This is a genomic window from Variovorax sp. PvP013, from assembly GCF_050435945.1.
In the GTDB taxonomy this organism is placed as follows: domain Bacteria; phylum Pseudomonadota; class Gammaproteobacteria; order Burkholderiales; family Burkholderiaceae_C; genus Variovorax.
Genome location: NZ_JBNDLF010000001.1, coordinates 42,844 through 66,468, shown reverse-complemented (window position 1 = coordinate 66,468; position 23,625 = coordinate 42,844). Strand labels below are relative to the sequence as shown.

Genomic DNA, 23,625 nt, shown 5'->3' with positions numbered 1-23,625 from the left:
GCTACAGCGCCACCACGTTCACGTCGTCGCCGAAGACGCGCCGCACCGTCGGCACCAGGTGGTCGTGGTGGCTCAGGAAGATGACCTGAGTGCGGGTCGAGAGATCGGCCAGCGCCTCCAGGCCGGCCTCGGAGCGGCCGTCGTCGTAGTTGATGAACAGGTCGTCGGCGATGAAGGGCATGGCGTGGCTCTGGGCCAGGTGCATCTCCAGCGCCGCCAGCCGCAGGGCGAGGTAGAGCTGGTCGCGCGTGCCGTCGCTCATGCCGGGGATCGGCACCACTTGGCCGTCGGCGCGCAGGCCGTGCAGCGTGAGCGGGTCGCTGTCGAAGTCGACCGACAGCTTCTGGAACGAGCCGCGCGTGAGCCCCGCGAAGATGGCGCCGGCGCGGCCGAGCAGCGGTCCCTGGCGCGTCTCGCGGTAGCGGTCGATGGCCCACTTCAGCAGCCGCGAGGCGGTGTGCACGCGCACGTAGCGCTCGGCCGCGTCGGCCATCTCGGCCAGGGCGTTCTGGCGCTGCGACTCGGCGCGCGCCGCGTCGTCCTGGCCGGCGATCCGCGACAGCGCGGCCTCGGCCTGCGTGATGCGCACCGTGAGCGCGTCCTGCGCCTGGCGCGCGTCGTCGAGCTGCGCCGAGAGTTCGGCCCGGCGCGCGGGGATCTGCGCGGCGTCGACGGCGGCGACCTCGGCCTCCAGCGCGTCGATCGACAGGCCGTCGCCGCCCTCCTCGACGCTGCGCAACGCGGCCTCGACGGCCAGCGCGAGCTCGCGCCGGCGGTCCGAGCGCGCGATGAGCGCGCGCAGGCGTTCGTGGCGCTCGGCGTCGACGTCGGCGTCGTCGTCCTCGTCTCGCCCCGCACCTGCCGCCGCGTCGTCGCCCTCCCCTTCATCCGTGGACCATTCACCGTCCGCGGTGCGTGCGCTCCCGCCCGCAGGCCGGTCTCCCGCCAGGGGGCCGTCCGGCGACGGCGCGAGGCGCGCCAGCCCCAGCAGGGGCGCGACCATGGCGCGCGCACGCGCCACGCCGGCGGCGGCGTCGCGCGCCTGCGCCTCGCGCGCCGCGCCCTCCTCGCGCAGCCGCTCGGCCTCCCGGTGGGCGTCGCGCGCCTCGCCCAGGCGCGCGGCCAGTTCGACCGCCGCGGCGCCGCGCTCGCGCCCGCCCAGTTCCGGCGCGACGGCGGCCACCACGGCGGCGGTCTCGGCGTCGAAGTCGGCCAGGTCGCGGCGCATGGCGTCGACGCGCTGATGGCGCAGGTCGCGGATGCTGTCGAGCCGGCCCTCGATGGCCGCGATCGCCTCCAGCGCGCCCTCGGCGCCCGCCACGTCGATGCGGCCGGCCGCCACGTCCCCGTCCTCGCCGTCCTCGGCGAGCCCAATGCCGCGCACGGCGACGCGCCAGTCGGCGTGCCAGGCGTCGAGCGCCGCGCGGGCCTGCGCCGCCGCGTCGCGCTGGCGTCCGAGCGCGGCGGCGAGCGACGCCTGCTGGCGCGCCAGCTCCTCGGCGCGGGCGCGGGTCTCGGTGGCGCGCTCGACGGCGTCGCCGGCCAGCACGAGGGTGACGCCCAGCGGCGCGGCCGGGTCGAACGCGATGCCGGCGCCGCCGAGCGCGGCCTGCAGGGCGGCCGACGCGGCGTCGCGCGCGGCGCGGCCGGCGGCCAGGACGCGCGCCACGTCGGCGCGCGCGGCGTCGGCGCGCAGCACGCGCTCGCGCGCCGTGCGCCAGGCCTCGACGTCGCGCAGCGCCAGGCCGTCCAGGCCCAGGACCGACGCGGCGGCGCACCAGTCGGCGGCGTCGGTGTCGCACCGCGCGCGCTGCGCGGCCAAGCGCGCGGCGGTCTCGTCGAGCTGCAGCTGCAGGCGTTCCAGCGCGTCGATGCGCGACTGCAGCTCGCTCGCCTCCCGCGCCTTGTCGTGGCGCTGGTCGGCCAGGGCGTCGGCGTGCCGCAGTTGGGTCTCGAAGCCGGCACCGGCCCCGGGCAGGACGGCAGCGCCCGAGCGGATGTCGCTCCAGGCCGCGTCGCGTCGCGCCCGCGCCTCGGCGAGTTCGGCCTGGCCGACCGGTTGGTGCGTCCGGCGGTACTGGGCGATGCCCAGGCGCGCCAGTTCGGCCTGCGCATGCAGGTCGGCACGGCGCTCGTCGAGGGTCTTGACGGCCAGCGCGTCGTCGGCCTGGCGTCGCAGGCGCTCGCGGACGTCGGCCTCGGACGGCAGGGCCAGCGCGCGCAGCGCAGCCGGCTCGGACGGCTGCGTGCCCAGCGCGGCGCGCGCCGTCGCCAGCTCGCGCTCGGCCGAGCGCAGCAGGGCCTCGTCGCGTGCCAGGGCGGCATCGGTGTCGCCGAGCGCGCGCGCCTCGGCCAGCGCGACGCGCAGCACCGGCGGCACGCTGGAGACCGACAGCACGCGCCGCTGCGCCTCGAGCGCGGCGTGCTCGGCCTCCTTGTCGGCCAGGGCGGCCTCGGCGGCGCGGCAGGCCTGGTCGAGCACCGCGAAACGCCGGGCCAGCGCGACGACCGCCGCGCGGCGCGGCAGGGACGGCAGGCGCGCGGCGAGCGCGTCGGCGTCGACGACCGGCCAGCCCAGTTGGCGCGCCCGCGCGGCGGCCTGCTGCCAGTGGACGTCGATCTCCGCCAGGCGACGTTCGATGTCGCGGTCGTGGTGGCGCACCTGCTGCGCCCGCGCGGCCAGGACCTCGATGTCGGCCGCGTGGCGCAGCAGGCGCTCGTCGGGGCGGATCGCTCCGCGCCGCGCGCGCAGCTCGGCGGCCTGGGCCTCGAACAGTGCGTGGTCGCGCCGGGCGGCGGCCAGCGCGAGCTGGGCCTGCGCCAGCCGCGCGGCGGCATCGGCCGGCAGTTCGACGACCGCGCCGAGCGCGCGCAGCTCGGCACCGGTCTCGCGCCACTGGCGCAGCGCGCCGGCCACGCGGCGCACGCGCTCCAGCCGCAGGCGCTCGGTCTCCAGTTCGCGCTGGCGCTGGCGCAATTGGGCGCGCTGTCCGGTCAGTTCGTCGAGCGCGCGGCGGCCGTCGACCCAGTCCTTGGTGCGGACGGTCGACTGCTTGAGCGCGGCGTCGGCCTGCGCCAGCCGGTCGGCGGCAGCGTAGTAGGCGCGGCCGCCGGCCTTGCGCACGCCCCACAGGCCGTCGGCCTCGCTCTCCAGCTGCTCGCGCACCGCCCCCAGCCCACCGATGCCCGCGGCCGACTGGAACAGCATCTGGCCGATGTCGTCGGCGCTGTCGAGGATGCTGCGGCCGCCCTTGACCAGGCGCGGGTGGTCGAGGCCGAACATCTGGTCGAAGAAGCCGCGCTCGGTGCCGCCGAGGAAGGTGGCCAGCGCGGCGTCGGACAGCGGCTGGCCGCCGGGGCCGAGCAGCGACTTGGCGCGCGCCTTGGTCCGCACGACGTCGATCGCCTCGCCGGCGTGGACCAGCGTGGCGCCCAGGCGCATCTCGGCCTTGGCGTGGAGGAAGTCGTAGGTCGAGCGGGTCTCGATGCCGTAGAGCAGGTCGAGGATGGCGCTGCGGGTGGTCGACTTGCCGGCCTCGTTGGCGCCGACGACGAGGTGGAAGTCGCGCGTGGCGCCGGCCGGGAAGGCCAGGCCGCGGTCGGTGAACTTGCCGTAGCGGAGCAGGTCGAGTCGCTGGATGCGCATGGGGATCGGTCGGTGGGTCGGTCGGCGTCGTGGGCGGCGCGGTCGGTCAGTTGGCCTGGGCCAGGCGCGCCAGCAGGCCCGGCGTGACGGCGCGGACCAGACCGGCCACGTCGCCGGCGCGGATCGCCTCGAACTCCGGTACCGCCTCGGTCAGCTCGGCCGGCGCCTTGCCGGTGAGCTGCTGCAGGTCGTCCGCCAGGCTGCGCAGGAAAGCCTCGTCGAGCGCCACGTCCGCCAGCAGCGCCTGCAGGTCGGCGATGGCGTCGGAGCGCTCGCGCACCTGCGTCGCGTCGGCCGGCGGCGCGGTCTCGACGCGCACCTTCTCGATCCAGAGCCGGTCGCCGCCCAGGATGGCGGCCTGCGCCAGCAGTTCCTCGCGCAGCTGGTGGTAGCGGCCGAAGAGCTCGCCGTGCGCGGCGCTGCGCCCGGTGACGGTCACGCGCACCGACAGCGGCTTGCGGTCGCCCTGGCGCGCCAGCAGGTCTTGGAGCGCCCGGCCGGCCAGCGCGACCACGCCGTCGAGGTCGGCGGCCCCGGCGACGTCGACCTCCAGGCGCTCCCAGCGCAGCACGTCGACGATCAGCCGTTCGACCGCCACGATGCCCGAGGCGTCGGCGGTCACCAGCACGGCGCCGCGCGGCCCGGTCTCGCGGATGTGGCGGCCCTGCAGGTTGCCCGGGAACACCACCCACGCCGGCTCGCGCTGCAGCACTGCGTGCTCGTGGACGTGGCCGAGCGCCCAGTAGTCGTAGCCGCGCGCGTTCAGCTCGGCGAGCGAGCACGGCGCGTAGCGCGCGTGCGCGGCGTCGCCCTCCAGCGCGGTGTGCAGCACGCCGACGTTGAGCCAGCCGGCCACCGGATCGGGGTAGCCCACGGCCAGGTTCTCCAGCGTCGCCGCGTCCTTGAAGCTGCGCCCGTGCAGGGCCACGCGCAGGGCGTCGATGCGGAAGGTCTGGGCGCGGCGGGTGTCGAAGACGTGGACGTTGGGCGGAAAGCCCAGGCGGCGCGTCATCTCGCTCTCGGCGTCGTGGTTGCCGTAGAGCAGGTAGACCGGGATGCCGGCCTGGTGCAGCCGGCCCATCTCGCGCACGAAGAAGTGCCCGGTGTTGAAGTCGCGCCAGGCGCCGTCGTAGAGATCGCCGGCGATGACGAGGAAATCGACCACCAGCTCGATCGCCTCGTTGACGAGGTTCGTGAAGGCGTCCCGCGTGGCGTTGCGCAGGGCCTCGACCGGGGCGTTCTGGTAGGCGGCGAGACCGCGCAGGGGACTGTCGAGGTGGATGTCGGCGGCGTGGATGAATCTCATGGTGTGGGTGTCTTTATAGCGTCTGGCCGGCGTCGAACCGGACCCGCGCTGCGACGATGTCGGCGTGGCGCCGGTCGGCCCAGGCCAGCCGCGGCTTCGGGGGTCCGAGGAGCCGCGGTGCGTTCCGCGCGACGCCGTCGTTCGGCGACCCCGTCAGGCCGCGAAGTGACGGCCGACGCCGACGAAGAAAGATGCCGAGAAGTACGTGCTTCTGCGAACCGCTGCTCAAAGCCCGGGAGCACGTCCCGTCGGGCGACGCGAGAAGGTGACGATGCCGAGGCCCGCGGCCAGCGCCGCGACGAAGGCGAGCGCGGTCGGCACGCCCTGCGCCGCCACCACGAGCGCCGGTCCCGGACACAGGCCGACCAGCCCCCAGCCCAGGCCGAACAGGACGCTGCCGCCCACCAGCGGCAGCGTGACGCGGCTGCGCCCGGGCAGCTGCAGCGGCGCGCCCGCCAGCGTGCGGCCGTGCCGCCGCGCCCGGGCGAAGGCCGGCGCGGCCACGAGGATCGCACCGCCCATCACGAAGGCGAGCGAGGGATTCCAGGTCTCGCCGGCGACGTCGAGAAAACCCAGGACGTTGGCCGGATCGCTCATGCCCGAGACGATCAGCCCGCTGCCGAACAGGATGCCGGCCAGCAGCGCCCACAGGACCGACGCCGCCCCGTTGTCACGGCCTTCAACCGACGACATGGCGCGCCACGTACACGGTGAGGCCGGCGGTGGCCGTGAAGACCAGCGTCGCCACCAGCGAGCGCTTCGACAGGTTGGCCAGGCCGCACACCCCGTGGCCGCTGGTGCAGCCCGACGCCCAGCCGGTGCCCAGTCCGACCAGGAGGCCGGCGACGATCACCGTCGCCGGACCGCCCGGCACGGCCGGCGCCGCGTGCCCGCCCGCCACACCCCGGGCCAGCGCCGGCAGCAGCAGTCCCGCCAGGAAGGCCAGGCGCCAGCCGCGCGGTCCGGCGTCGAATGCGAGCAGGCGACCCAGAATGCCGCTGATGCCGGCGATGCGGCCGTTCGCCAGCAGCAGCACGGCCGCCGCCGCGCCGATCAGCAGGCCGCCACCGAGTGCCTGCAGGGCACTGCTCACGCGGCGGCCCGCAGCGCCTGGTCGAGGTCGGCGATCAGGTCGTCGATGTGCTCGATGCCCACCGACAGGCGCACCGTCTCCTCGGTCACGCCGGCGCGGGCCAGCTCCTCGGGCGAGAGCTGCCGGTGCGTGGTCGACGCCGGGTGCGTGGCGAGCGAGCGCACGTCGCCGATGTTGACCAGGCGCGTGAAGAGCCGCAGCGCGTCCAGGAAGCGTGCCCCGCCCTCGCGGCCGCTGCCGATGCCGAAGGTGAGCACGCCGCTGGAACGGCCGCCGAGGTACTTCCGCGCCAGGGCATGGTCGGGATGGTCGGGCAGTCCGGCGTAGTTGACCCAGGTCACGGCGGGGCTCTCCCGCAGGTGCCGGGCCACCGCCAGCGCGTTGTCCGTGATGCGCTCCATGCGCAGGGCCAGCGTCTCGATGCCCTGCAGGATCAGGAAGGCGTTGAACGGGGAGATCGCCGCGCCCGTGTTGCGCAGCGGCACGACGCGGGCGCGGCCGATGTAGGCCGCCGGGCCCAGGGCCTCGGTGTAGACCACGCCGTGATAGCTGACGTCGGGCTCGTTCAGGCGCCGGAAGCGCGCCTTGTGCTCGGCCCACGGGAACTTGCCCGAATCGACGATGGCGCCACCGATGCTGGTGCCGTGGCCGCCCAGGTACTTGGTCAGCGAATGCACCACGATGTCCGCGCCGTGCTCGATCGGCCGGCTCAGGTACGGCGAGGGCACGGTGTTGTCGACGATCAGCGGCACGCCGTGGCGGTGCGCGATCTCGGCGACGGCCGCGATGTCGGTGACGTTGCCCGCAGGATTGCCCAGCGACTCGACGAACACCGCCTTGGTGCGGTCGTCGATCAGCGGCTCGAAGCTGGCCGGATCGCGGTGATCGGCGAAACGCGTCGTGATGCCGTACTGCGGCAGCGTGTGCGCGAACAGGTTGTAGGTGCCGCCGTAGAGCGCGGTGCTGCTGACGATGTTGTCGCCGGCCTCGGCGATGGTCTGGATCGCGTAGGTGACGGCGGCCTGCCCAGAGGCCACCGCCAGCGCGGCGATGCCGCCCTCGAGCGCGGCCACGCGCTGCTCCAGCACGTCCTGCGTCGGGTTGTTGATGCGGCTGTAGATGTGGCCCGGCACCTTGAGGTCGAACAGGTCGGCGCCGTGCTGCGCGCTGTCGAAGGCATAGGCCACGGTCTGGTAGATCGGCGGCGCCACGGCGCGCGTGGTCGGTTCGGGCGAGTAGCCGGCATGCACCGACAGGGTCTCGAATCTCCAGTGTTTCTCGGGCGTCGGCATCGCTGGGTCATCTTTCTTGACTGGGTCGGGAATGGGCGTCGTTCGGGGGACTGGATTCGATGCGGCCGGATCACGGCTTGGCGAGGACCACGGCATCGACGTTCCTGCTCTCGAAGGCGGCGCGATCGACGGCCGGGACCGGCTGGGACCGTGTGGACGTCTTCTGCACCGTCCGGGCGTGCGCCGAGGTCGCGCTGAGGAAGCTGCCGATCAGCGCCGCGGCGCAGACCACCAGCACGCTGATCGCGAGATTGAGCAGGGACTGCCAGAAGGAGCCACCCGGCGGGTCGAGCTCGAAGTCTTCGGTGGGTACGGGCACCATGGAGATTCCTGGAATGTCGAACGAGAAACGGAAGACGTGCGATTGTCGGAACGCAGGACCGTCAGGGGAACGACTGTTAAGTCAGATGCATATGGCGGGCCGCATCGATTCGACAGGTCGCCGCGAATTCTCTGGACGCGGGCTGCATCCGCCAACGAACGGATGCGAGTTTGCAGATGCGGTTTTCTTGGGATGCGGTCGCCGGAATCACTTTCAGTACCGCGGAGGACGGTGTCCGCGAAAGCGCTGGCGAAGGAAAGGAAGCGGCCCGATCGAGACTTCGGGCGATGCGATGCGCCAAAGAAAAATGGGTCACATCATTGCTGATGTGACCCATGGATCTGGCGGAGTGGACGGGACTGCCCAAACCGTTGTAAGTCGTTGATTTTGCTAGGTGTGGTAGCAAAAACACTCGGAAAACCCGAGTGCACTAATGATACCAGTTAGATGGTTTCAAAACTCATCATGGGCGGCTCATACTTTTTGAGAACCACCACAGGATAAACCTGCTCCTTATGATTGGCTTTGTCCTGCCAAACACATAAGGCGTTCTCATCCTCGACCCACGCTACTGTCATGGCAACCCCACCAGACTTAAGTACCACCTCATCACCGGCTTTGATATCACTCATGGTTTTCCTAGGTTAAAACTACTCGTCATCCAAGTAGCCAAATGCTATTATATTCTGAATTTTGTGGAGATCTCATGGCGGACATCAGCAAAGAAGACAAGAAACGCATCAAAGCGCTAGCATCCGAAGGTGTCACTATTACAGACATTTGGACTCAAATGAAGGCAACATATCCAAAGGCCGAATACGTGGATGTTTATTGGATCGTTTATGGCTCTGGAGGTCAAAGTGCACTAGGTGTTAAAAGAACAATAACCAATAGAATTAACGAACTTAACAACCTCAAGGAAGATAAGAAAAGATTTAAAGAAATTCTTTACGAAATCAATGAATTGGTAAATCAGCTTTATTATAATCACTTAGAAAGCAGAACCAAGCTCGCAAAAATCCGGGAAGCACTGGGGGAGTAACAATAATGCTGAAATTTTTCGCGACTGCAATAGTTATATTTTTCGCGGGCGCCCTAGCATACGTTATTCCACCAGGAATTGCAGGAAGACTAGCGGATAGCGGTGTTTATTATTGGATCCCTTTGCTTGCAGGCTATTTTTGGATAATGATGGTCACTTTTTTTATTATCAAAGAAGTCTGAAAGAAAAAACCCGCAAAATAGAACCCAAAAGGTGATTGCAATACTCATGCCTATATCAGTCGTCTTAATTCTCATAAATCCTCCTTGACAATGTATAAATTAAAGGCAAATTACATCCTGTCAAGTGCACTGACGCGTTTTAACAAAAAATTTAAGGACATAAATAAACCGTAGTTTTTTTAGGGTTGACAAACAAATAAAAATGATTTATCTTTGATTACTTTATTTATGCGTCAATGTATTTGCAATTCTTCTTCAGGAACTTTTTCTCTGCAAAAATCGTTCTCGATTCGATAAATTTATGAGCGTCTTGATCAAATATTGCTAGCAGAGGAACCCCTAAATTAAATCTAACTGCATGGGGTTGGGGCAGTACAAGAAAGTTTGAAGCCAAAAGCGATTTTGGCAAGTGGTCAGAATGGATTTAGTAGCAAAGCCACAGGGAAGACAATCACCAGACCCCGCTACTGTGAGATAGGCCTCACGAACTGGAAAGTTGAAGACAGTCTATTTGCTCTTCACTCGTGCTATGTGGTAGCTATCACACGCCGACAAAGTCCCAATCCGGATTTTTTAAAAATCGCGGGTTAGGGTGAAACTTTGTCGTACCGTGTGATAGCACGGGTAAGACAAAGCTCCCAAAGAACAAGTTCCGGTTATTTTTTTATTTGGATTTCGTTTGATAAAAATCAAAGTTCTCCATTTCAAATAAGAGAATAAAAAGTGGCGCGATCAGTTTTTCTCGTTTTTCTTCATCAGATGCGCATGCGAGCGCTCTAAGAGTTCTAGCACATATTCCCTATCCGTTCGATCTAGCTCGCCAAGCATTGCCGCGATAGATCGAGCACCATCCATCGGCGCGTTCGTTACTCTACCGAGAAACGCATCGACAGAGCATCCAAAGAGTTCAGCGAACTCTACGAGCCTCGACAGAGACGGGACAACGGCACCCCGCTCCATGCGCGAGATGGCAGCCGGACCGATCTGCAACGCTTCGGCCACAGCCTCCTGTGTCAGCCCTACTGCTGCTCTTTGACGTCCAATGGCAGCGCCAACAGCCTTCGCAAGCTGCTGCTCAGCTTCTGAGTCCACATCAACCTCCTACTAAACCTAGATGGTTCAGGTAGTACCTCTTGACGCCAAGGCCTCAAAGGGTTCAACTAGACCCATCAGGTTCATGTCTTAGGAGAGACACATGCAGAGCAGTTTCAGCAGGGCATACGATCGGCAAGTCGATGCCAAAGGGTTTATCACGATCAATTATCAAGCTCAACGCTTTGGGGCTCGTGGCACTTTCTGGGCTGGCTGGCTGATGCTGTGGGCAGGTATTCCTGCATCGTGTGCGCTCACATCGCCCATTGTTTTGTTAACTAGCAAGCGCAATGAGATGATCACATATCCACTTTGGATGCTCGCTGCATCGTTAATTCTTGTTTTCATTAGCAAAAAATTTGTCAAAACTGCGAGCGCACTCGAAATTCAACCAAACGTTGGTTTATTTTTTGAAGGAAAACAACTGCCTTACTCTGAAATTGACGACATTGGAACTGCGAGTGACGCACAAGCTAAATCTTACGTGTACGCCAACACCAACGGCAGAGAAGTAAAAATCACGAAGTACGTGCCCAGAGAACTTGCTGACGCCATCAAAAAAGAAATCATGCAAGAGGGCGGCCACTGGACGACAACGAAAACGATTACTTAAAATAAAAAATGGCTATGGCCGAAGCTTTTGAGGCGCTAATTTTGTCTAGACTGTGACATAGAGAATTTGACTTTTTATTTTTTTGCTATATGTTAATTAATAACTAGCAAAGAACATATGGTAAATTGAGAACACTACGTTGAAAATGGGCGAAAAGGCGGATTAGCAAGATCCAAAAAATACTGGAATAAAATAAAGCATGCAATAACTTTGTTTGTGAAATTCCCTGACATGGCGCAGGCTGAAATCGCAAAGCAAGCAGGTGTTTCGCAAGCATTTGTGAGTAAGCATACTAACTACTCGGAGTTGAAAATTGCTCGCTTGGCTACGCAGGAAAATTCTATTGAAGAAGAAGAGCTTGAAATCTTGTTGGAAAAAATTAAGTTTGATATAGAAATCGAATATAGCCTTAAAAAGCAAAAAATAACAAAGATTTATTCTATATAATAATTATCTTGTAGCAAGCTTGGGCATGGGATTTAAAATTTCAAATATTGTTTTTTAAATTCTAACGTGCTTGTTGGCTTTATCAAAATTTGTCGACACAGGCGTCGGAGATATACGTTTAATTTCTAATCGCTGAGCTTCAATGATTTTATCTTTGGCCTTAATTTTGGCTTCAAGCTCTTGAATCGTTTTTAGCTTATTGCCGTGATACTCTATCTTTTTGGATGCCTCTTCAATCTGTTTTTTGGCCTCTAATTTTAGTTTTTCAATCAGCTTGTACTCTTGTTCTCGATCCAGCTTAACCAATGATTTAAGAGCTTTGTTGCTTTTTGCCAATATTTTTAGCTTTGGAATGAGTTTGGCGGAAATGGCTTTTTCAACTACGGCTTTGGTATTCACGTATATTTAGCTCACTTAGCACAGCGTCTACCATTTTTTCAATAGTGCTGCTGTAATCCTCACTCATTGCGAATTTAACGAGCTTTTCATATTCTTTGGGTGCGATTTTCTCAGTCATAGAATCCTCCACGGGTCTTTTTAGGTTAAATTTTTCATTGGCTTTGGCATAGGCCGTTAAGAATTTCTTCCAAAAAACTGGGTTCCAGCGATTTGCGTTTAAACTGGTCACAGTTTTTTCTTGGGTGCCGTACTGGTTCCTGTATTTAAGGGTCTTGGTTTGCTCGGGGGAGAGCATCAAATGGATGTAAGGGGTCTTCTCGTCCAAATGCAAAACTGCGAATTTCAAAGCATCCGGCCCAAAGTGCCTTCTAATGAAATCCATTTGGACCGGCAACCACGCATCTAACTTGGCTTTGGCGGCTGGTGTTAATGCACCATTTTGGTGCAAAGCATCGCCCCAGAACTCGGGGCTGGTTGTTAACACCAGATCAATCAAAAAAACGCTATCGCTTTTCATTTGTATCACGTTTGCTTCCCAGTGTTGTTCAAAACACCGGGCCATGCTTTTGGATAGTTTAGGATCGATGCCGAGCGGGTTTTCTAAAATCCTATTTAGCTCGGTGCGTGCTGGGTCAATTCTCTTTTTATCTGCCACGCTCAAATGCAATCGAAGATTGTGATTTGCCATCGCTGTTATTTTTCGTGTGTCTTTGACTTTTTCAAATTGCGCTATACAATACATAAATGCCTCCCTGTTTTTTTGTTATTGGTCTTTCTATTAAAACAGAATGCATTGGAAAGGCAACAAATCCCCTTGCGGGGATTTGTTGCCTTTCCATTACTTAAAATGGAAACCCTCAAAAAAGCTGGCGCTTTTTCTCTGGGTTTCCACCGCAAAGCCTACGGCTTTACTTTTCAAGCCACCGTGCCGGTGGATCGCTAATACCAAACGCCGCACATAAAAAACCCGCTGTACGCGGGTTCTTTTATTAGCGTGTCTTGAATCAAAAGCCAATGATTTTCAAGAGCCCTCGTTGGCACGGAACCACCATTTCTGCCAATTCGTCCAATGAATAATCTTTCCCATAAACCTGAACATTAACGTGATTCAGCTCGTGCCCAATGATTTGGCAACGTGCTTCAAGTGGCACCTTGTTGTGTTGAAGGTAAGTGTTGAAAGTTTTTCGAAGACTATGGAACGTCTGTTTTTCGCCTTCATAACCGATGGCGTTCTTATGTGCATCCAAGAGTTTGCGAACAGGGTCACTGGCTCCCTTCCCATCGGGACGCACTACAAATCCGAACCCGCCACTTGATTTAATAAATTCGAAAAATAGCACAAAAAATTCTTTGGGCAGAGGCACGGCCAGTAGCAATGTAATCAGTTTTCGTGGCATCGGTCAAAGTACTTTTGAGCGAAAAGAATTTGCCAACCAACCCGAGCAGTGTGAGCGCCTCTTGGGCGTCTGCAACCTGTGCCACAGGCTCAACAACGGCCGCAGGCCGAGGGCTCTGCGAAGCTTTGGCCATCAGCTTCAATGCCTGCATGAGGCGTTTGTGATCCTCTGGGTCCGTGGCGTTGGCGATCCCCCGGGACAGATCAATCTCGTACCTTGACCGATCAGCCTCGTTGAATTTGAAGTCGCCCAGCTTGGGTTTGTGCATATCAATCACCCGCAGGAACTCGATGGCTCGCAGTTTAGCGATGAGCGGATCACTCGTTCCCAGGCTGCGTTTGAAGTGGATGCCGCTGATGCGGGTGTGAAAGTAGTAGGTGTGCCCCCGCAGGTACACAGGCAGTTTGAGCATGATTTGCTACCAAAACTGCTACCACCCCAAAAGGAAAAGCCCCTGCAAGTCATTGACTTACAAGGGCTTCCATAGCTGGCGGAGTGGACGGGACTCGAACCCGCGACCCCCGGCGTGACAGGCCGGTATTCTAACCAACTGAACTACCACTCCTGGTAGACAACGTTCACTCCTCGCGGAGCCAAGTGCTGACGACTTGTGCCTGCTTCACCGAAGTGAAACTGGCGACCCTACGGGGATTCGAACCCCGGTAGCCACCGTGAAAGGGTGGTGTCCTAGGCCTCTAGACGATAGGGTCAAAACCTTAGGAACCGCGTTGCGATCAACGCTTAGTCTTCTCGATACCGCAATCAATGGTGGAGGTAAACGGGATCGAACCGATGACCTCTTGCATGCCATGCAAGCGCTCTCCCAGCTGAGCTATACCCCCGTTGGTATCGAGACTCGAATTATATACCTATATTTCGAGACCGCGCAAGCGCATCGAAATTTCTTTGGAAGAAAAGAGCGCGAGCACCGCGTCGAGCGACGGCGTCTGGGGCGTGCCCAGCACCAGCACGCGCACGGGCATGGCCAATGCGGGCATCTTCAGGCCGTGCACGGCGAGCGTTTCCTTGATGGCCGCGGCGATCGGCGCCTTCTCCCATGCGGCCACCTGCTCGAGCTTGTCGGCCAACGTCGCCAGCGCCGGGCGCACGGCATCGGTCACGTGCTGCGCGATGTCGGCCGGCGCCGGCGTGATGCCGGCGTAGAACTTCGACGCCCACGCCGCCAGCGCCACGGTGGTGTCGCAGCGGTCGCGGAACAACGCGCAGATGTCGGCCAGGCGCGCGTCGGCGTCGATGCCGTGCCGCTTCTTCAGTTGGGCGGCGACCAGCGTCGTCAGCGCGCCGATGTCCATCTGCTTGATGTGGTGCGCGTTGACCCACTTGAGCTTGGCCGGGTCCCACTGGGCCGGGCTGCGCGAGAGGTGGCTGCCGTCGAACCAGGCGACCATCTGCTCGCGCGTGAAGAGCTCCTCGTCGCCGTGGCTCCAGCCCAGGCGCGCGAGGTAGTTGAGCATCGCCTCGGGCAGGTAGCCGTCCTCCTCGTAGGCCGTGACGCTGACGGCGCCCTTGCGCTTGGAGAGCTTGTGGCCGTCGTCGCCCAGGATCACCGGCACGTGGCCGAACAGCGGCAGCGGCGCGCCCAGGGCGTTGAAGATGTTGATCTGCCAGGGCGTGTTGTTGACGTGCTCGTCGCCGCGGAAGACGTGGCTGATCTGCATGTCCCAGTCGTCGACGACGACGCAGAAGTTGTACGTCGGCACGCCGTCGGGGCGCACGATGATCAGGTCGTCGATCTCGCGGTTGTTGATGGTGATCGGGCCCTTGACGAGGTCGTCCCAGGTCACGTCGCCGTCGACCGGGTTGCAAAAGCGCACCACGGGCTTCACGCCCTCGGGCACGGGCGGCAGGATCTTGCCGCGCTCGGGGCGCCAGCGGCGGTCGTACAGGGTCTTCTCGCCGCGCGCGCGCTGCGCCTCGCGGGCTTCGTCGAGCTCCTGCGGCGTGCAGTAGCAGTGGTAGGCGCTGCCCTCCTCCAGCATGCGCGCGATGACGGCGGCATAGCGGTCGAGCCGCTGCATCTGGTAGATCGGACCTTCGTCGTGGTCGAGGCCCAGCCAGCGCATCGACGCCAGGATCTGGTCGACGGCGTCCTGCGTGGAACGCGCGACGTCGGTGTCCTCGATGCGCAGCACGAACTGGCCGCCGTGATGGCGCGCGTAGGCCCACGAGTAGAGCGCGGTGCGGGCCGTGCCCAGGTGGAGGAAGCCGGTGGGCGACGGGGCGATGCGGGTTCGGACGGGACGGGTCATTGGGAAACGGAGGGTGAAGCCGGCAGCGTGGCGAGCCCGCGCGCGAGGTCGTTCTTGATGTCCTCGATGTGCTCGAGGCCGACGGCCAGGCGGATCAGGCCCTGGCCGATGCCGGCGGCCTGGCGCTGCACCTCGGTCAGGCGGCCGTGCGAGGTCGTGCCCGGGTGCGTGATGATCGACTTGGTGTCGCCCAGGTTGGTGGCGATGCTGATCACGCGCGTGCTGTCGATGACGTGGAAGGCGTTGGCGCGCAGGGTCTCGGGCGAGTCGCCGTGGACGTCGAAGGAGACGACCGCGCCGCCGAGTCCCGACTGCTGGCGCATGGCCAGCTCGTGCTGCGGATGCGAGGCCAGTCCGGGGTAGTAGACGCGCGCCACCGACGGCTGCGCCTCCAGCCATCGCGCCACGGCCAGCGCGTTGGCGCACTGCGCCTGCATGCGGATGCCCAGCGTCTCCAGGCCCTTGAGCACGACCCAGGCGTTGAACGGCGACAGCGCCATGCCGGCGGTGCGCACCACGGGCCCGAAGACGTCGACGATCAGCTTCGACGGCCCGCAGATCGCGCCGGCCATGACGCGCCCCTGGCCGTCGAGGTACTTGGTGCCCGAATGGATGACCAGGTCGGCGCCCAGCTCGACGGGGCGCTGCAGCGCCGGCGAGCAGAAGCAGTTGTCAACCGCCAGCAGCGCGCCGCCCGCGTGGGCGATCTCGGCCAGGGCGGCGATGTCGCAGACGTCGGTCAGCGGGTTGGTGGGCGTCTCGGCGAACAGCAGGCGCGTCTCCGGACGCATCGCGGCGCGCCATTCGGCGACGTCGGTCTGCGAGACGAAGGTCGTCTGCACGCCGAACTTGCCGAACTCCTTGCCGAACAGGTTGAGCGTCGAGCCGAAGACCGAGCGCGAGCACACGACGTGGTCGCCCGCCTTGAGCAACCCCATGCACATCATCAGGATCGCGGCCATGCCGGTGGACGCGCCGATGGCGGCCTCGGTCCCTTCGAGCGCGGCGAGGCGCTGCTCGAAGCTCACGACCGTCGGATTGGAGGTGCGCGAGTAGGTGAAGCCCTCCTCGGTGCCGGCGAAGCGGCGCGCGCCGGTGGCGGCGTCGGGCTGGACGAAGCCGCTGGTGAGGAACAGCGCCTCGGAGTGCTCGCCGTGCTGGCTGGGCGCGAGCGCGGTGCGCAGTGCGAGCGTGTCGCGGTGCAGGCCTTCGGGCAGGGTGCGGTCGGTCATGGCGGGGCGGGGTCGGATCGGGTTCAGGCGGGATTGGGCAAGGCAAGGCGCGAGGAGTCCTCCTCGGTCTCCTCCACGCGCGGGCGGCTGCCGTTCATGCGGGTGATGGCGGCGAGGTCGATGTCGCCGGTGACGTAGGTGCCGTCGAAGCACGAGGCGTCGAAGCCGTCGAGCGCCGGATTGAGCGAGCCCACGGCGCGCTTCATGGCCGCGACGTCCTGGTAGATCAGCGCGTCGCAGCCGATCAGGGCGCGGATCTCCTCGACCGTGCGGTCGTGCGCGACGAGTTCGTCCTTGGTCGGCATGTCGATGCCGTAGACGTTCGGGAAGCGCACCGGCGGCGCGGCGCTGGCGAGGTAGACCTTGTTGGCGCCGGCGTCGCGCGCCATCTGCACGATCTCGCGGCTGGTGGTGCCGCGCACGATCGAGTCGTCCACCAGCAGCACGTTGCGGCCCTTGAACTCGCTGCCGATGACGTTGAGCTTCTGGCGCACCGACTTCTTGCGCACGCCCTGCCCCGGCATGATGAAGGTGCGGCCGACGTAGCGGTTCTTCACGAAGCCTTCGCGGTACGGGATGCCCAGCAGGTGCGCGAGCTGCGTGGCGCTCGGGCGGCTCGACTCGGGGATCGGGATGATGACGTCGATCTCGTTGGGCGGCACGGTCGAGACCACGCGCTTGGCCAGCGCCTCGCCCAGGTTCAGCCGCGCCTGGTAGACCGAGATGCCGTCGAGCACCGAGTCCGGCCGCGCGAGGTAGACGAACTCGAAGATGCACGGATTGAGCGTCGGCGAGTCGGCGCACTGCGCGGACTGCACCTGGCCCTGCAGGTCGACGAACACCGCCTCGCCCGGCGCGATGTTGCGCTCGAACACGTGGCCCGAGCCCTCGAGCGCGACCGACTCGCTCGCCACCATCACGGTGCCGTCGGCGCCGCGGCCCATGGCCAGCGGCCGGATGCCGTAGGGGTCGCGGAACGCCAGCAGGCCGTGGCCGGCGATCAGCGCCACCACCGCGTAGGAGCCGCGCAGGCGCCGGTGCACGCTGCGCACGGCCTCGAAGAGCGTGTCGGAGTTGAAGAAGCCGCCGCGCGTGGAGCGCTCGATCTCGTGGGCCAGCACGTTGAGCAGGACCTCCGAGTCGCTCTCGGTGTTGGTGTGGCGGTGATCGGTGGAGAACAGCTCGGCGCGCAGCGCGTGGGCGTTGGTCAGGTTGCCGTTGTGCACCAGCACGATGCCGAACGGCGCGTTGACGTAGAAGGGCTGCGCCTCCTCCTCGCTGTAGGCGTTGCCGGCCGTGGGATAGCGCACCTGGCCCAGGCCGACGTCGCCCGGCAGCGCCCGCATGTTGCGTGTGCGGAAGACGTCGCGCACCATGCCCTTGGCCTTCTGCATGAAGAACTTGCGTTCCAGCAGGGTGACGATGCCCGCCGCGTCCTGGCCGCGATGCTGCAGCAGCAGCAGGGCGTCATAGAGCAGTTGGTTGACGGGCGCTTGACTGACGACGCCGACGATTCCACACATGAAACGATCCTCTCAAGGCAGATAGCTTGCCAATTTGTCCGGCAGCGAGGGCTTGAGCCCCTGCAATGCCGCATCCAGAACCCCGGCGCTGCGCGATTCGTGCCACCAGGCACCCTCGCTCAACGCCAGCAAATGAACCATCACCGCCAGCACCAGCAGCACGACCGCGCCGCGCGCCATGCCGAAGGCCCCGCCCAGCGCCCGATCGACCGGCGACAGCCCGACGGCCGACACCAGCCGCCGCATCAGCGACGCCGCCATGCCGACGCCGAACGCGACGCCGACGAACACCACCACGAAGGCCAGCGGATAGCGCCAGGCCGCGTCCGCCTCGCCGATCGGCAGCCAGGCCGCCACGGCGGCCGCGAAGGTCTGGGCGCACAGGAAGGCGGCACCCCAGCCCAGCAGCGAAATCACCTCGAACACCAGTCCCCGCGTGAAGCCATAGAGCGCCGACAGCCCGATCAGCGCGAGAGCCAGCCAGTCGAACGCAGCCACGACACCGCGCGCCCGGCTACAGGCCGAGCACCGAAGCCGGCAGCGCGAGTCCCTTGACCTTGCCCGCGGCCTGGTCGGCCTCCGTGCGCGAGGCGAAGGGGCCGACACGCACCCGCGTACGCTCGCCGTCGGCCGTCTTCGCGACGTTGGTGTAGGTCTTCAGACCGGCGCGTTCGAGCTTCTGGCGCACCTCGCGCGCCTTGGCCGCATCGGCGAAGGCGCCCACCTGGATCACGAAGCGGCCGTTGGCCTCGGCGGCCGGAGCCGGCGCCGGGGCCGGCGCGGCGGCCTGGCGTGCGGCGGCGGCGTTCTGGCCTTCGAGCAGGGCCCGGGCGCGGGCGCCGTCGTCGGCCGTGGCCGGCTTCGGCGCGGGGGCGGGCTTGGCGACGGTCTCCGGGCGGGTCTCGGTCTTCGGCTTGGGTTTGGCCTCGGGCTTGACCTCCGCCTTGTGCGGGGTCTCGGCCTTCGCGGCGGGAGCGGGAGCTGGAGCCGGCACGGACGTCGCGGCCGGCGCGCGCGTCGGGGGGCGTTCGGTGGGCAGTTCGGTGCCGTCGGCGGACTCGGTGATGATGGCGCCGGACGACGGCGCCTGGGCGATGCGGCTGTCGCCGCCGGATGCCGCCGGCGTCTCGGACTTCGCGGTCGCGGCGGGCTGCGGCAGGGGCGCGACCTTGTTGCGATCCGGGATCTCGATCGGGATGTCGACCGCGATCGGGCGCGGCTGGGTGTCGAACAGCAGCGGGAAGCCGATCACGCCGACCAGCAGCAGGATGGCGGCGCCGAGCAGCCGATGGCGCGCGCGGCGGCGCATGGATTCGACGCTCTCCGCCGGCACGGCGGCAGCGCTGGTGTTGCGCCCCTCGTTGGCCTGGGGGCCACGGGAGCGAAACTTGAAGAACGCCATGAAATTCGATTCCTGATGAGCAGCGTGGGAGGAAACAGGGCGTCGTGCCATCAGGCCGATCGGGAGCCGGGCAGCAGGTGCTTGGCCTGCAGGCGGGGTGTGCCGTGTTCGAGCACGCCACCCACGGTGAAGAACGATCCGAAGACCACGATTCTATCAGCCGGGTCGGCCGCCTCCAGGGCGGCGGCGAGGGCCGGCAGGGGCGCCGCGTGCACGCTGGCGGCGGCATCGGTGCGGGTGTTCTGCGCCTGCCACGCCGCCATCACGTCGGCCGCGCGGGCCGCGCGCGGGGTGGGCAGGTCGGTGAAGTACCAGCGGTCGATCTGCGGACCGATGCGCGCCAGGATCGGCGCGAGATCCTTGTCCGCCATGACGCCGAAGACGGCGTGCGTGGTCGGATAGAAGCCCATGGCGTCGAGGTTCTCGGCCAGCGCCGCGACGGCGTGCGCGTTGTGCGCCACGTCCAGCACCAGCACCGGCTCGCCCGGCACGATCTGGAAGCGCCCCGGCAGTTCGACCAGCGCCAGCCCGGTGCGCACGGCCTGGGCCGTGATCGGCAGGATCGGCCGCAGGGCCTCCAGCGCGGCCAGCACGCCGGCCGCGTTGATCAGCTGGTTGGCGCCGCGCAGGGCCGGATAGGCCAGGCCGCTGTAGCGCCGGCCGCGGCCGCTCCAGCCCCACTGCTGCTTGTCGCCTGAGACGTTGAAGTCGTGTCCGAAGCGCCACAGGTCGGCGCCGATGGCGCGCGCGTGGTCGATCACGCTCTGCGGCGGCATCGGGTCGCTGACGATGGCCGGGCGGCCGGCGCGCAGGATGCCGGCCTTCTCGAAACCGATGCTTTCGCGGTCGGGGCCCAGCAGGTCCATGTGGTCGAGGTCGATGCTGGTGATGACCGCGCAGTCGGCGTCGACGATGTTGACGGCGTCGAGCCGGCCGCCGAGGCCGACCTCCAGGATCGCGACGTCGGGCTTGGCCTCGGCCATGCAGTGCAGGATGGCCAGCGTCGTGAATTCGAAGTAGGTGAGCGTGGTGTCGCCGCGCGCGCGTTCCACGGCCTCGAAGTGCGCCAGCAGGTGATCGCCCTCGACCGCCTCGCCCCGCAGCCGAAGCCGCTCTTCGAAGCGCACCAGGTGCGGCGAGGTGAAGACCGCCGTCTTGTAGCCCGCGTTGGCGAGGATCGACTCGAGCATCGCGCAGGTCGAGCCCTTGCCGTTGGTGCCGGCGACCGTGATCACCGGGCAGTCGAAGGTCAGGCCGAGCGCTTGCGCCACCGCGCGCACGCGGTCGAGGCCCATGTCGATCGTCTTGGCGTGCAGTTGCTCGACGTAAGCGAGCCAGTCGGCGAGGGTTTTCATGGAGCCCGGCATTGTCGCCCACTCGACACGCCGGCATGATGGCGCGATGACGACGACCCTCTATGGCATCCCGAATTGCGACACCGTCCGGCGCGCCCGGGCCTGGCTCGACGCGCGCGGCGTGCCCTACCGCTTCCACGATTTCAAGACCCACGGCGTGCCCGAGGCCGAACTGGACCGCTGGCTCGCCGCCCAGGGCTGGGAGGCGCTGGTCAACCGCCGTGGCACCACCTGGCGCCGGCTCGACGAGGCCACGCGCGCGGGCGTCGTCGACGCGGCCTCGGCGCGGGCCGTGCTGCTCGCGCACCCGAGCCTCGTCAGGCGCCCCGTGGTCGACTGGGGCCCGGGCCGCGAGGCGACGATCGGTTTCGACGCCGCACGCTGGGAGGCGGCCACCGGCTGACGGGTCGGACGCGCGACGCATTGAACCCGGGCGCGGCAAACGCCTCCAACCGGTCCACGGGCGCCATCGTCCCGTCACTTTTCCCCTCCAAGGAGATCGACATGCAAGACAGCAACAAGAAGATGCCCCTGGCCGCCCTCGGCCTCCTGATCGGCACGGCGCTGCTCGCCGGCCCGGCGGCGGCCCAGACCCAGGCCCCCTCCTCCACCTATTCCACGTCGCCCTCCCCGTCCTCCCAGCCCACCCGCCAGGTCCAGGCCCGTGTGACCTCGGTCAACCAAGTCACCGACTCCAATGGCGGCACCGCCTACAACGTCACCTATCAGTACGAGGGGCGCTCCTATTCGATGCGCACCGCCACCTACCCCGGCCCGACCGTGCCGGTGGAAGTCAATGCCTACGGCGTCGCCACGCTGCCCGTGGGCGAACCGGCGGGGTCGAACACCGTGACGTCCACGGACGCCGTCGACGACCGCTCGCCGTGGGACCGCGTCGTGCCGGAGCAAGGCATGGTGGTGTCGGCCGGCGCCGCGCCCGCGCAGACCGCGTATTACGCGGCCCCCGGCTACGTCGCGGCGCCGCCGGTCTACGTGGCGCCACCGGTCTACGTGCACCCGGGCTACGGGTACGGCTACGGCGGGTACGGCTATGGCTACGGCTCGCCCTTCTACTCGCCCATCGGCCTGTCGTTGAACCTGGGCTACTCGCGCGGCTGGGGCGGCGGCCACCGCCACGGCGGCTGGCGGCGTTGAGCACGGCCGGGGGCGCGCCGGCCTAGAATTCCGCTCCTTCCAACACCTTCTGCGCCACCGAACGGACGCGCTGGTGCGAAACATGCTTTCCCTCCGGCGGAAACGCACCCCTCGCACCACGGCCGGGCACTCCGCTATGACGATCAACGAATCCCTGGCCTGCACGGCCGTCGCCACCAAGGCCAACGTGTACTTCGACGGCAAGTGCGTCAGCCACAGCCTGACGCTCGCCGACGGCAGCAAGAAATCGGTCGGCGTGATCCTGCCGTCCACCCTCACCTTCAACACCGGCGCGCCCGAGGTCATGGAAGGCACGTCCGGCCGCTGCGAGTACCTGCTCGCGGGGAGCAGCGAATGGATCGGCGCCGGCCCCGGCGACAAGTTCGACGTGCCCGGCGATTCCTCGTTCCAGATCCGCGTCGCGGGCGAGCCCTACAGCTACATCTGCCATTTCGGCTGAACCCGGAGTTCCATTCGCATGTCGACGATCCTGCAAAACGTACCCGCCGGCCAGAAGGTCGGCATCGCCTTCTCCGGGGGCTTGGACACCAGCGCCGCGCTGCACTGGATGAAGCAGAAGGGCGCGATCCCCTATGCCTACACCGCCAACCTCGGCCAGCCCGACGAGCCCGACTACGAGGAGATCCCGCGCAAGGCGATGCAGTACGGCGCCGAGCGCGCCCGGCTGATCGACTGCCGCAGCCAGCTCGCCGCCGAGGGCCTCGCCGCGCTGCAGGCCGGCGCCTTCCACGTCACCACCGCGGGCGTGACCTACTTCAACACGACGCCGCTCGGCCGCGCCGTGACCGGCACCATGCTGGTGTCGGCCATGAAGGAGGACGACGTCCACATCTGGGGCGACGGCAGCACCTTCAAGGGCAACGACATCGAGCGCTTCTACCGCTACGGCCTGCTGACCAACCCGGCGCTGAAGATCTACAAGCCCTGGCTCGACCAGCTGTTCATCGACGAGCTGGGCGGCCGCGCCGAGATGTCGGCGTTCATGACGGCCGCCGGCTTCGGCTACAAGATGTCGGCCGAGAAGGCCTACTCGACCGACTCCAACATGCTGGGCGCCACGCACGAGGCCAAGGACCTGGAAGACCTCGCCACCGGCATGCAGATCGTCAATCCGATCATGGGCGTCGCCTTCTGGAAGGACGAGGTTCAGATCCAGCGCGAGACCGTCACCGTGCGCTTCGAGGAGGGCCGTCCGGTCGCCTTGAACGGCACCGAATATCCCGACCTGGTCTCGCTGATCCTGGAGGCCAACCGCATCGGCGGGCGTCACGGCCTGGGCATGAGCGACCAGATCGAGAACCGCATCATCGAGGCCAAGAGCCGCGGCATCTACGAGGCCCCCGGCCTGGCGCTGCTGTTCATCGCCTACGAGCGCCTGGTCACGGGCATCCACAACGAGGACACCATCGAGCAGTACCGCGACAGCGGCCGCAAGCTCGGCCGGCTGCTCTACCAGGGCCGTTGGTTCGACCCGCAGGCCATCATGCTGCGCGAGGCCGCCCAGCGCTGGGTGGCGCGCGCGGTGACGGGCGAGGTCACGGTCGAGCTGCGCCGCGGCAACGACTACTCGATCCTGAACACGGTGTCGTCCAACCTGACCTACAAGCCCGAGCGCCTGAGCATGGAGAAGGTCGAGGACGCGCCCTTCTCGCCGGCCGACCGCATCGGCCAGCTGACCATGCGCAACCTCGACATCGTCGACACCCGCGACAAGCTGGGCATCTACACCCGCACCGGCCTGCTCTCGCAGAGCGCCGGCGCTTCGCTGCCCCGCCTGGCGAACGACGACGAAGCCGCCGAATAAGCCCGTCGGCTTCCGATGAAAAAAGCCACCGC

Annotated in this window: 25 protein-coding genes and 3 tRNA genes; 7 read left to right on the top strand and 21 right to left on the bottom strand. The window is 65.3% G+C overall.

The window, feature by feature from the left end; translation table 11 throughout:
* Position 1 precedes the first annotated feature (1 nt).
* The 7 genes from ABID77_RS00335 to ABID77_RS00305 form a co-directional block, all read right to left on the bottom strand.
* Positions 2 to 3,646, bottom strand: a complete 3,645-nt coding sequence (locus tag ABID77_RS00335; RefSeq protein WP_429589237.1) for an AAA family ATPase — start codon at positions 3,644 to 3,646, stop codon at positions 2 to 4.
* Positions 3,647 to 3,692: 46 nt separating this feature from the next.
* Positions 3,693 to 4,952, bottom strand: a complete 1,260-nt coding sequence (locus ABID77_RS00330) for a metallophosphoesterase family protein (protein ID WP_429589233.1) — start codon at positions 4,950 to 4,952, stop codon at positions 3,693 to 3,695.
* Positions 4,953 to 5,177: 225 nt separating this feature from the next.
* A complete protein-coding gene (locus ABID77_RS00325; protein WP_429589230.1) occupies positions 5,178 to 5,645 on the bottom strand; it encodes a DUF6691 family protein in 468 nt (155 codons plus the stop codon).
* A complete protein-coding gene (locus tag ABID77_RS00320) occupies positions 5,632 to 6,045 on the bottom strand; it encodes a YeeE/YedE family protein (protein ID WP_429589227.1) in 414 nt (137 codons plus the stop codon). Before ABID77_RS00320 ends, ABID77_RS00325 begins: the two co-directional genes overlap by 14 nt.
* A complete protein-coding gene (locus ABID77_RS00315; RefSeq protein ID WP_429589224.1) occupies positions 6,042 to 7,337 on the bottom strand; it encodes an O-acetylhomoserine aminocarboxypropyltransferase/cysteine synthase family protein in 1,296 nt (431 codons plus the stop codon). Before ABID77_RS00315 ends, ABID77_RS00320 begins: the two co-directional genes overlap by 4 nt.
* Positions 7,338 to 7,407: 70 nt before the next feature.
* On the bottom strand, positions 7,408 to 7,659 hold the full coding sequence (locus ABID77_RS00310) for a hypothetical protein (protein WP_429589221.1): 252 nt from the start codon (positions 7,657 to 7,659) through the stop codon (positions 7,408 to 7,410).
* Between the two features lie 443 nt (positions 7,660 to 8,102).
* The gene (locus tag ABID77_RS00305) at positions 8,103 to 8,291 is read right to left on the bottom strand and encodes a DUF2158 domain-containing protein (protein WP_429589218.1); all 189 of its coding nucleotides are present in this window, start codon (positions 8,289 to 8,291) and stop codon (positions 8,103 to 8,105) included.
* Between the two features lie 74 nt (positions 8,292 to 8,365).
* Here ABID77_RS00305 and ABID77_RS00300 point away from each other — a divergent pair, with 74 nt between their 5' ends.
* On the top strand, positions 8,366 to 8,701 hold the full coding sequence (locus ABID77_RS00300) for a hypothetical protein (RefSeq protein WP_429589216.1): 336 nt from the start codon (positions 8,366 to 8,368) through the stop codon (positions 8,699 to 8,701).
* Positions 8,702 to 9,615: 914 nt separating this feature from the next.
* Here the strand turns inward: ABID77_RS00300 and ABID77_RS00295 are convergent.
* Positions 9,616 to 9,975 (bottom strand): helix-turn-helix domain-containing protein, encoded by a 360-nt coding sequence (locus ABID77_RS00295; protein WP_429589213.1) that lies wholly within the window; start codon positions 9,973 to 9,975, stop codon positions 9,616 to 9,618.
* Positions 9,976 to 10,078: 103 nt separating this feature from the next.
* On the opposite strand from ABID77_RS00295, the gene ABID77_RS00290 reads away from it, so the two are divergent.
* Together ABID77_RS00290 and ABID77_RS00285 are read left to right on the top strand one after the other, a co-directional pair.
* Complete coding sequence (locus tag ABID77_RS00290; RefSeq protein WP_429589210.1) at positions 10,079 to 10,588, top strand: hypothetical protein; 510 nt, start codon at positions 10,079 to 10,081, stop codon at positions 10,586 to 10,588.
* 231 nt (positions 10,589 to 10,819) lie between these two features.
* Positions 10,820 to 11,035, top strand: coding sequence for a hypothetical protein (locus ABID77_RS00285; protein ID WP_429589207.1), 216 nt, complete (start codon positions 10,820 to 10,822; stop codon positions 11,033 to 11,035).
* A 54-nt stretch (positions 11,036 to 11,089) separates the two neighbouring features.
* Here the strand turns inward: ABID77_RS00285 and ABID77_RS00280 are convergent, their stop codons facing one another.
* The 13 genes from ABID77_RS00280 to folC all read right to left on the bottom strand — a co-directional run bounded on the left by ABID77_RS00280 (position 11,090) and on the right by folC (position 20,625).
* On the bottom strand, positions 11,090 to 11,434 hold the full coding sequence (locus ABID77_RS00280) for a hypothetical protein (protein ID WP_429589204.1): 345 nt from the start codon (positions 11,432 to 11,434) through the stop codon (positions 11,090 to 11,092).
* Complete coding sequence (locus ABID77_RS00275) at positions 11,412 to 12,176, bottom strand: plasmid recombination protein (RefSeq protein WP_429589201.1); 765 nt, start codon at positions 12,174 to 12,176, stop codon at positions 11,412 to 11,414. Before ABID77_RS00275 ends, ABID77_RS00280 begins: the two co-directional genes overlap by 23 nt.
* Positions 12,177 to 12,438: 262 nt before the next feature.
* Entirely contained in the window at positions 12,439 to 12,774 is a 336-nt protein-coding gene (locus ABID77_RS00270) for a hypothetical protein (protein ID WP_429589198.1), read from the bottom strand.
* Entirely contained in the window at positions 12,752 to 13,243 is a 492-nt protein-coding gene (locus ABID77_RS00265) for a hypothetical protein (protein ID WP_429589195.1), read from the bottom strand. The genes ABID77_RS00270 and ABID77_RS00265 overlap by 23 nt, the downstream gene beginning before the upstream one ends.
* Positions 13,244 to 13,319: 76 nt before the next feature.
* Positions 13,320 to 13,396: transfer RNA gene (locus ABID77_RS00260), tRNA-Asp, on the bottom strand.
* A gap of 69 nt (positions 13,397 to 13,465) precedes the next feature.
* Positions 13,466 to 13,541 (bottom strand) — tRNA-Glu (locus ABID77_RS00255).
* 56 nt (positions 13,542 to 13,597) lie between these two features.
* Positions 13,598 to 13,673: transfer RNA gene (locus tag ABID77_RS00250), tRNA-Ala, on the bottom strand.
* A gap of 27 nt (positions 13,674 to 13,700) precedes the next feature.
* The gene (gltX, locus tag ABID77_RS00245; RefSeq protein WP_429589192.1) at positions 13,701 to 15,101 is read right to left on the bottom strand and encodes a glutamate--tRNA ligase; all 1,401 of its coding nucleotides are present in this window, start codon (positions 15,099 to 15,101) and stop codon (positions 13,701 to 13,703) included.
* The gene (locus ABID77_RS00240; RefSeq protein WP_429589189.1) at positions 15,098 to 16,333 is read right to left on the bottom strand and encodes an O-succinylhomoserine sulfhydrylase; all 1,236 of its coding nucleotides are present in this window, start codon (positions 16,331 to 16,333) and stop codon (positions 15,098 to 15,100) included. The genes gltX and ABID77_RS00240 overlap by 4 nt, the downstream gene beginning before the upstream one ends.
* A 23-nt stretch (positions 16,334 to 16,356) precedes the next feature.
* Positions 16,357 to 17,856, bottom strand: a complete 1,500-nt coding sequence (gene purF / locus ABID77_RS00235; RefSeq protein ID WP_429589186.1) for an amidophosphoribosyltransferase — start codon at positions 17,854 to 17,856, stop codon at positions 16,357 to 16,359.
* Positions 17,857 to 17,868: 12 nt separating this feature from the next.
* Entirely contained in the window at positions 17,869 to 18,354 is a 486-nt protein-coding gene (locus tag ABID77_RS00230) for a CvpA family protein (RefSeq protein WP_429589183.1), read from the bottom strand.
* Positions 18,355 to 18,370: 16 nt separating this feature from the next.
* Positions 18,371 to 19,258, bottom strand: coding sequence for an SPOR domain-containing protein (locus ABID77_RS00225; protein ID WP_429589180.1), 888 nt, complete (start codon positions 19,256 to 19,258; stop codon positions 18,371 to 18,373).
* Positions 19,259 to 19,308: 50 nt separating this feature from the next.
* A complete protein-coding gene (gene folC / locus ABID77_RS00220; RefSeq protein ID WP_429589177.1) occupies positions 19,309 to 20,625 on the bottom strand; it encodes a bifunctional tetrahydrofolate synthase/dihydrofolate synthase in 1,317 nt (438 codons plus the stop codon).
* Positions 20,626 to 20,659: 34 nt separating this feature from the next.
* On the opposite strand from folC, the gene ABID77_RS00215 reads away from it, so the two are divergent.
* The 4 genes from ABID77_RS00215 to argG all read left to right on the top strand — a co-directional run bounded on the left by ABID77_RS00215 (position 20,660) and on the right by argG (position 23,593).
* Positions 20,660 to 21,016 carry an ArsC family reductase gene (locus tag ABID77_RS00215; protein ID WP_429589174.1) on the top strand — a complete coding sequence of 119 codons (357 nt, stop codon included), beginning with the start codon at positions 20,660 to 20,662 and terminating at the stop codon, positions 21,014 to 21,016.
* A gap of 101 nt (positions 21,017 to 21,117) precedes the next feature.
* Positions 21,118 to 21,768 carry a hypothetical protein gene (locus ABID77_RS00210; protein ID WP_429589171.1) on the top strand — a complete coding sequence of 217 codons (651 nt, stop codon included), beginning with the start codon at positions 21,118 to 21,120 and terminating at the stop codon, positions 21,766 to 21,768.
* Positions 21,769 to 21,904: 136 nt separating this feature from the next.
* Positions 21,905 to 22,228 (top strand): pyrimidine/purine nucleoside phosphorylase, encoded by a 324-nt coding sequence (locus ABID77_RS00205; RefSeq protein WP_429589167.1) that lies wholly within the window; start codon positions 21,905 to 21,907, stop codon positions 22,226 to 22,228.
* 18 nt (positions 22,229 to 22,246) lie between these two features.
* Positions 22,247 to 23,593, top strand: a complete 1,347-nt coding sequence (gene argG, locus ABID77_RS00200) for an argininosuccinate synthase (protein ID WP_429589164.1) — start codon at positions 22,247 to 22,249, stop codon at positions 23,591 to 23,593.
* Positions 23,594 to 23,625: the final 32 nt, after the last annotated feature.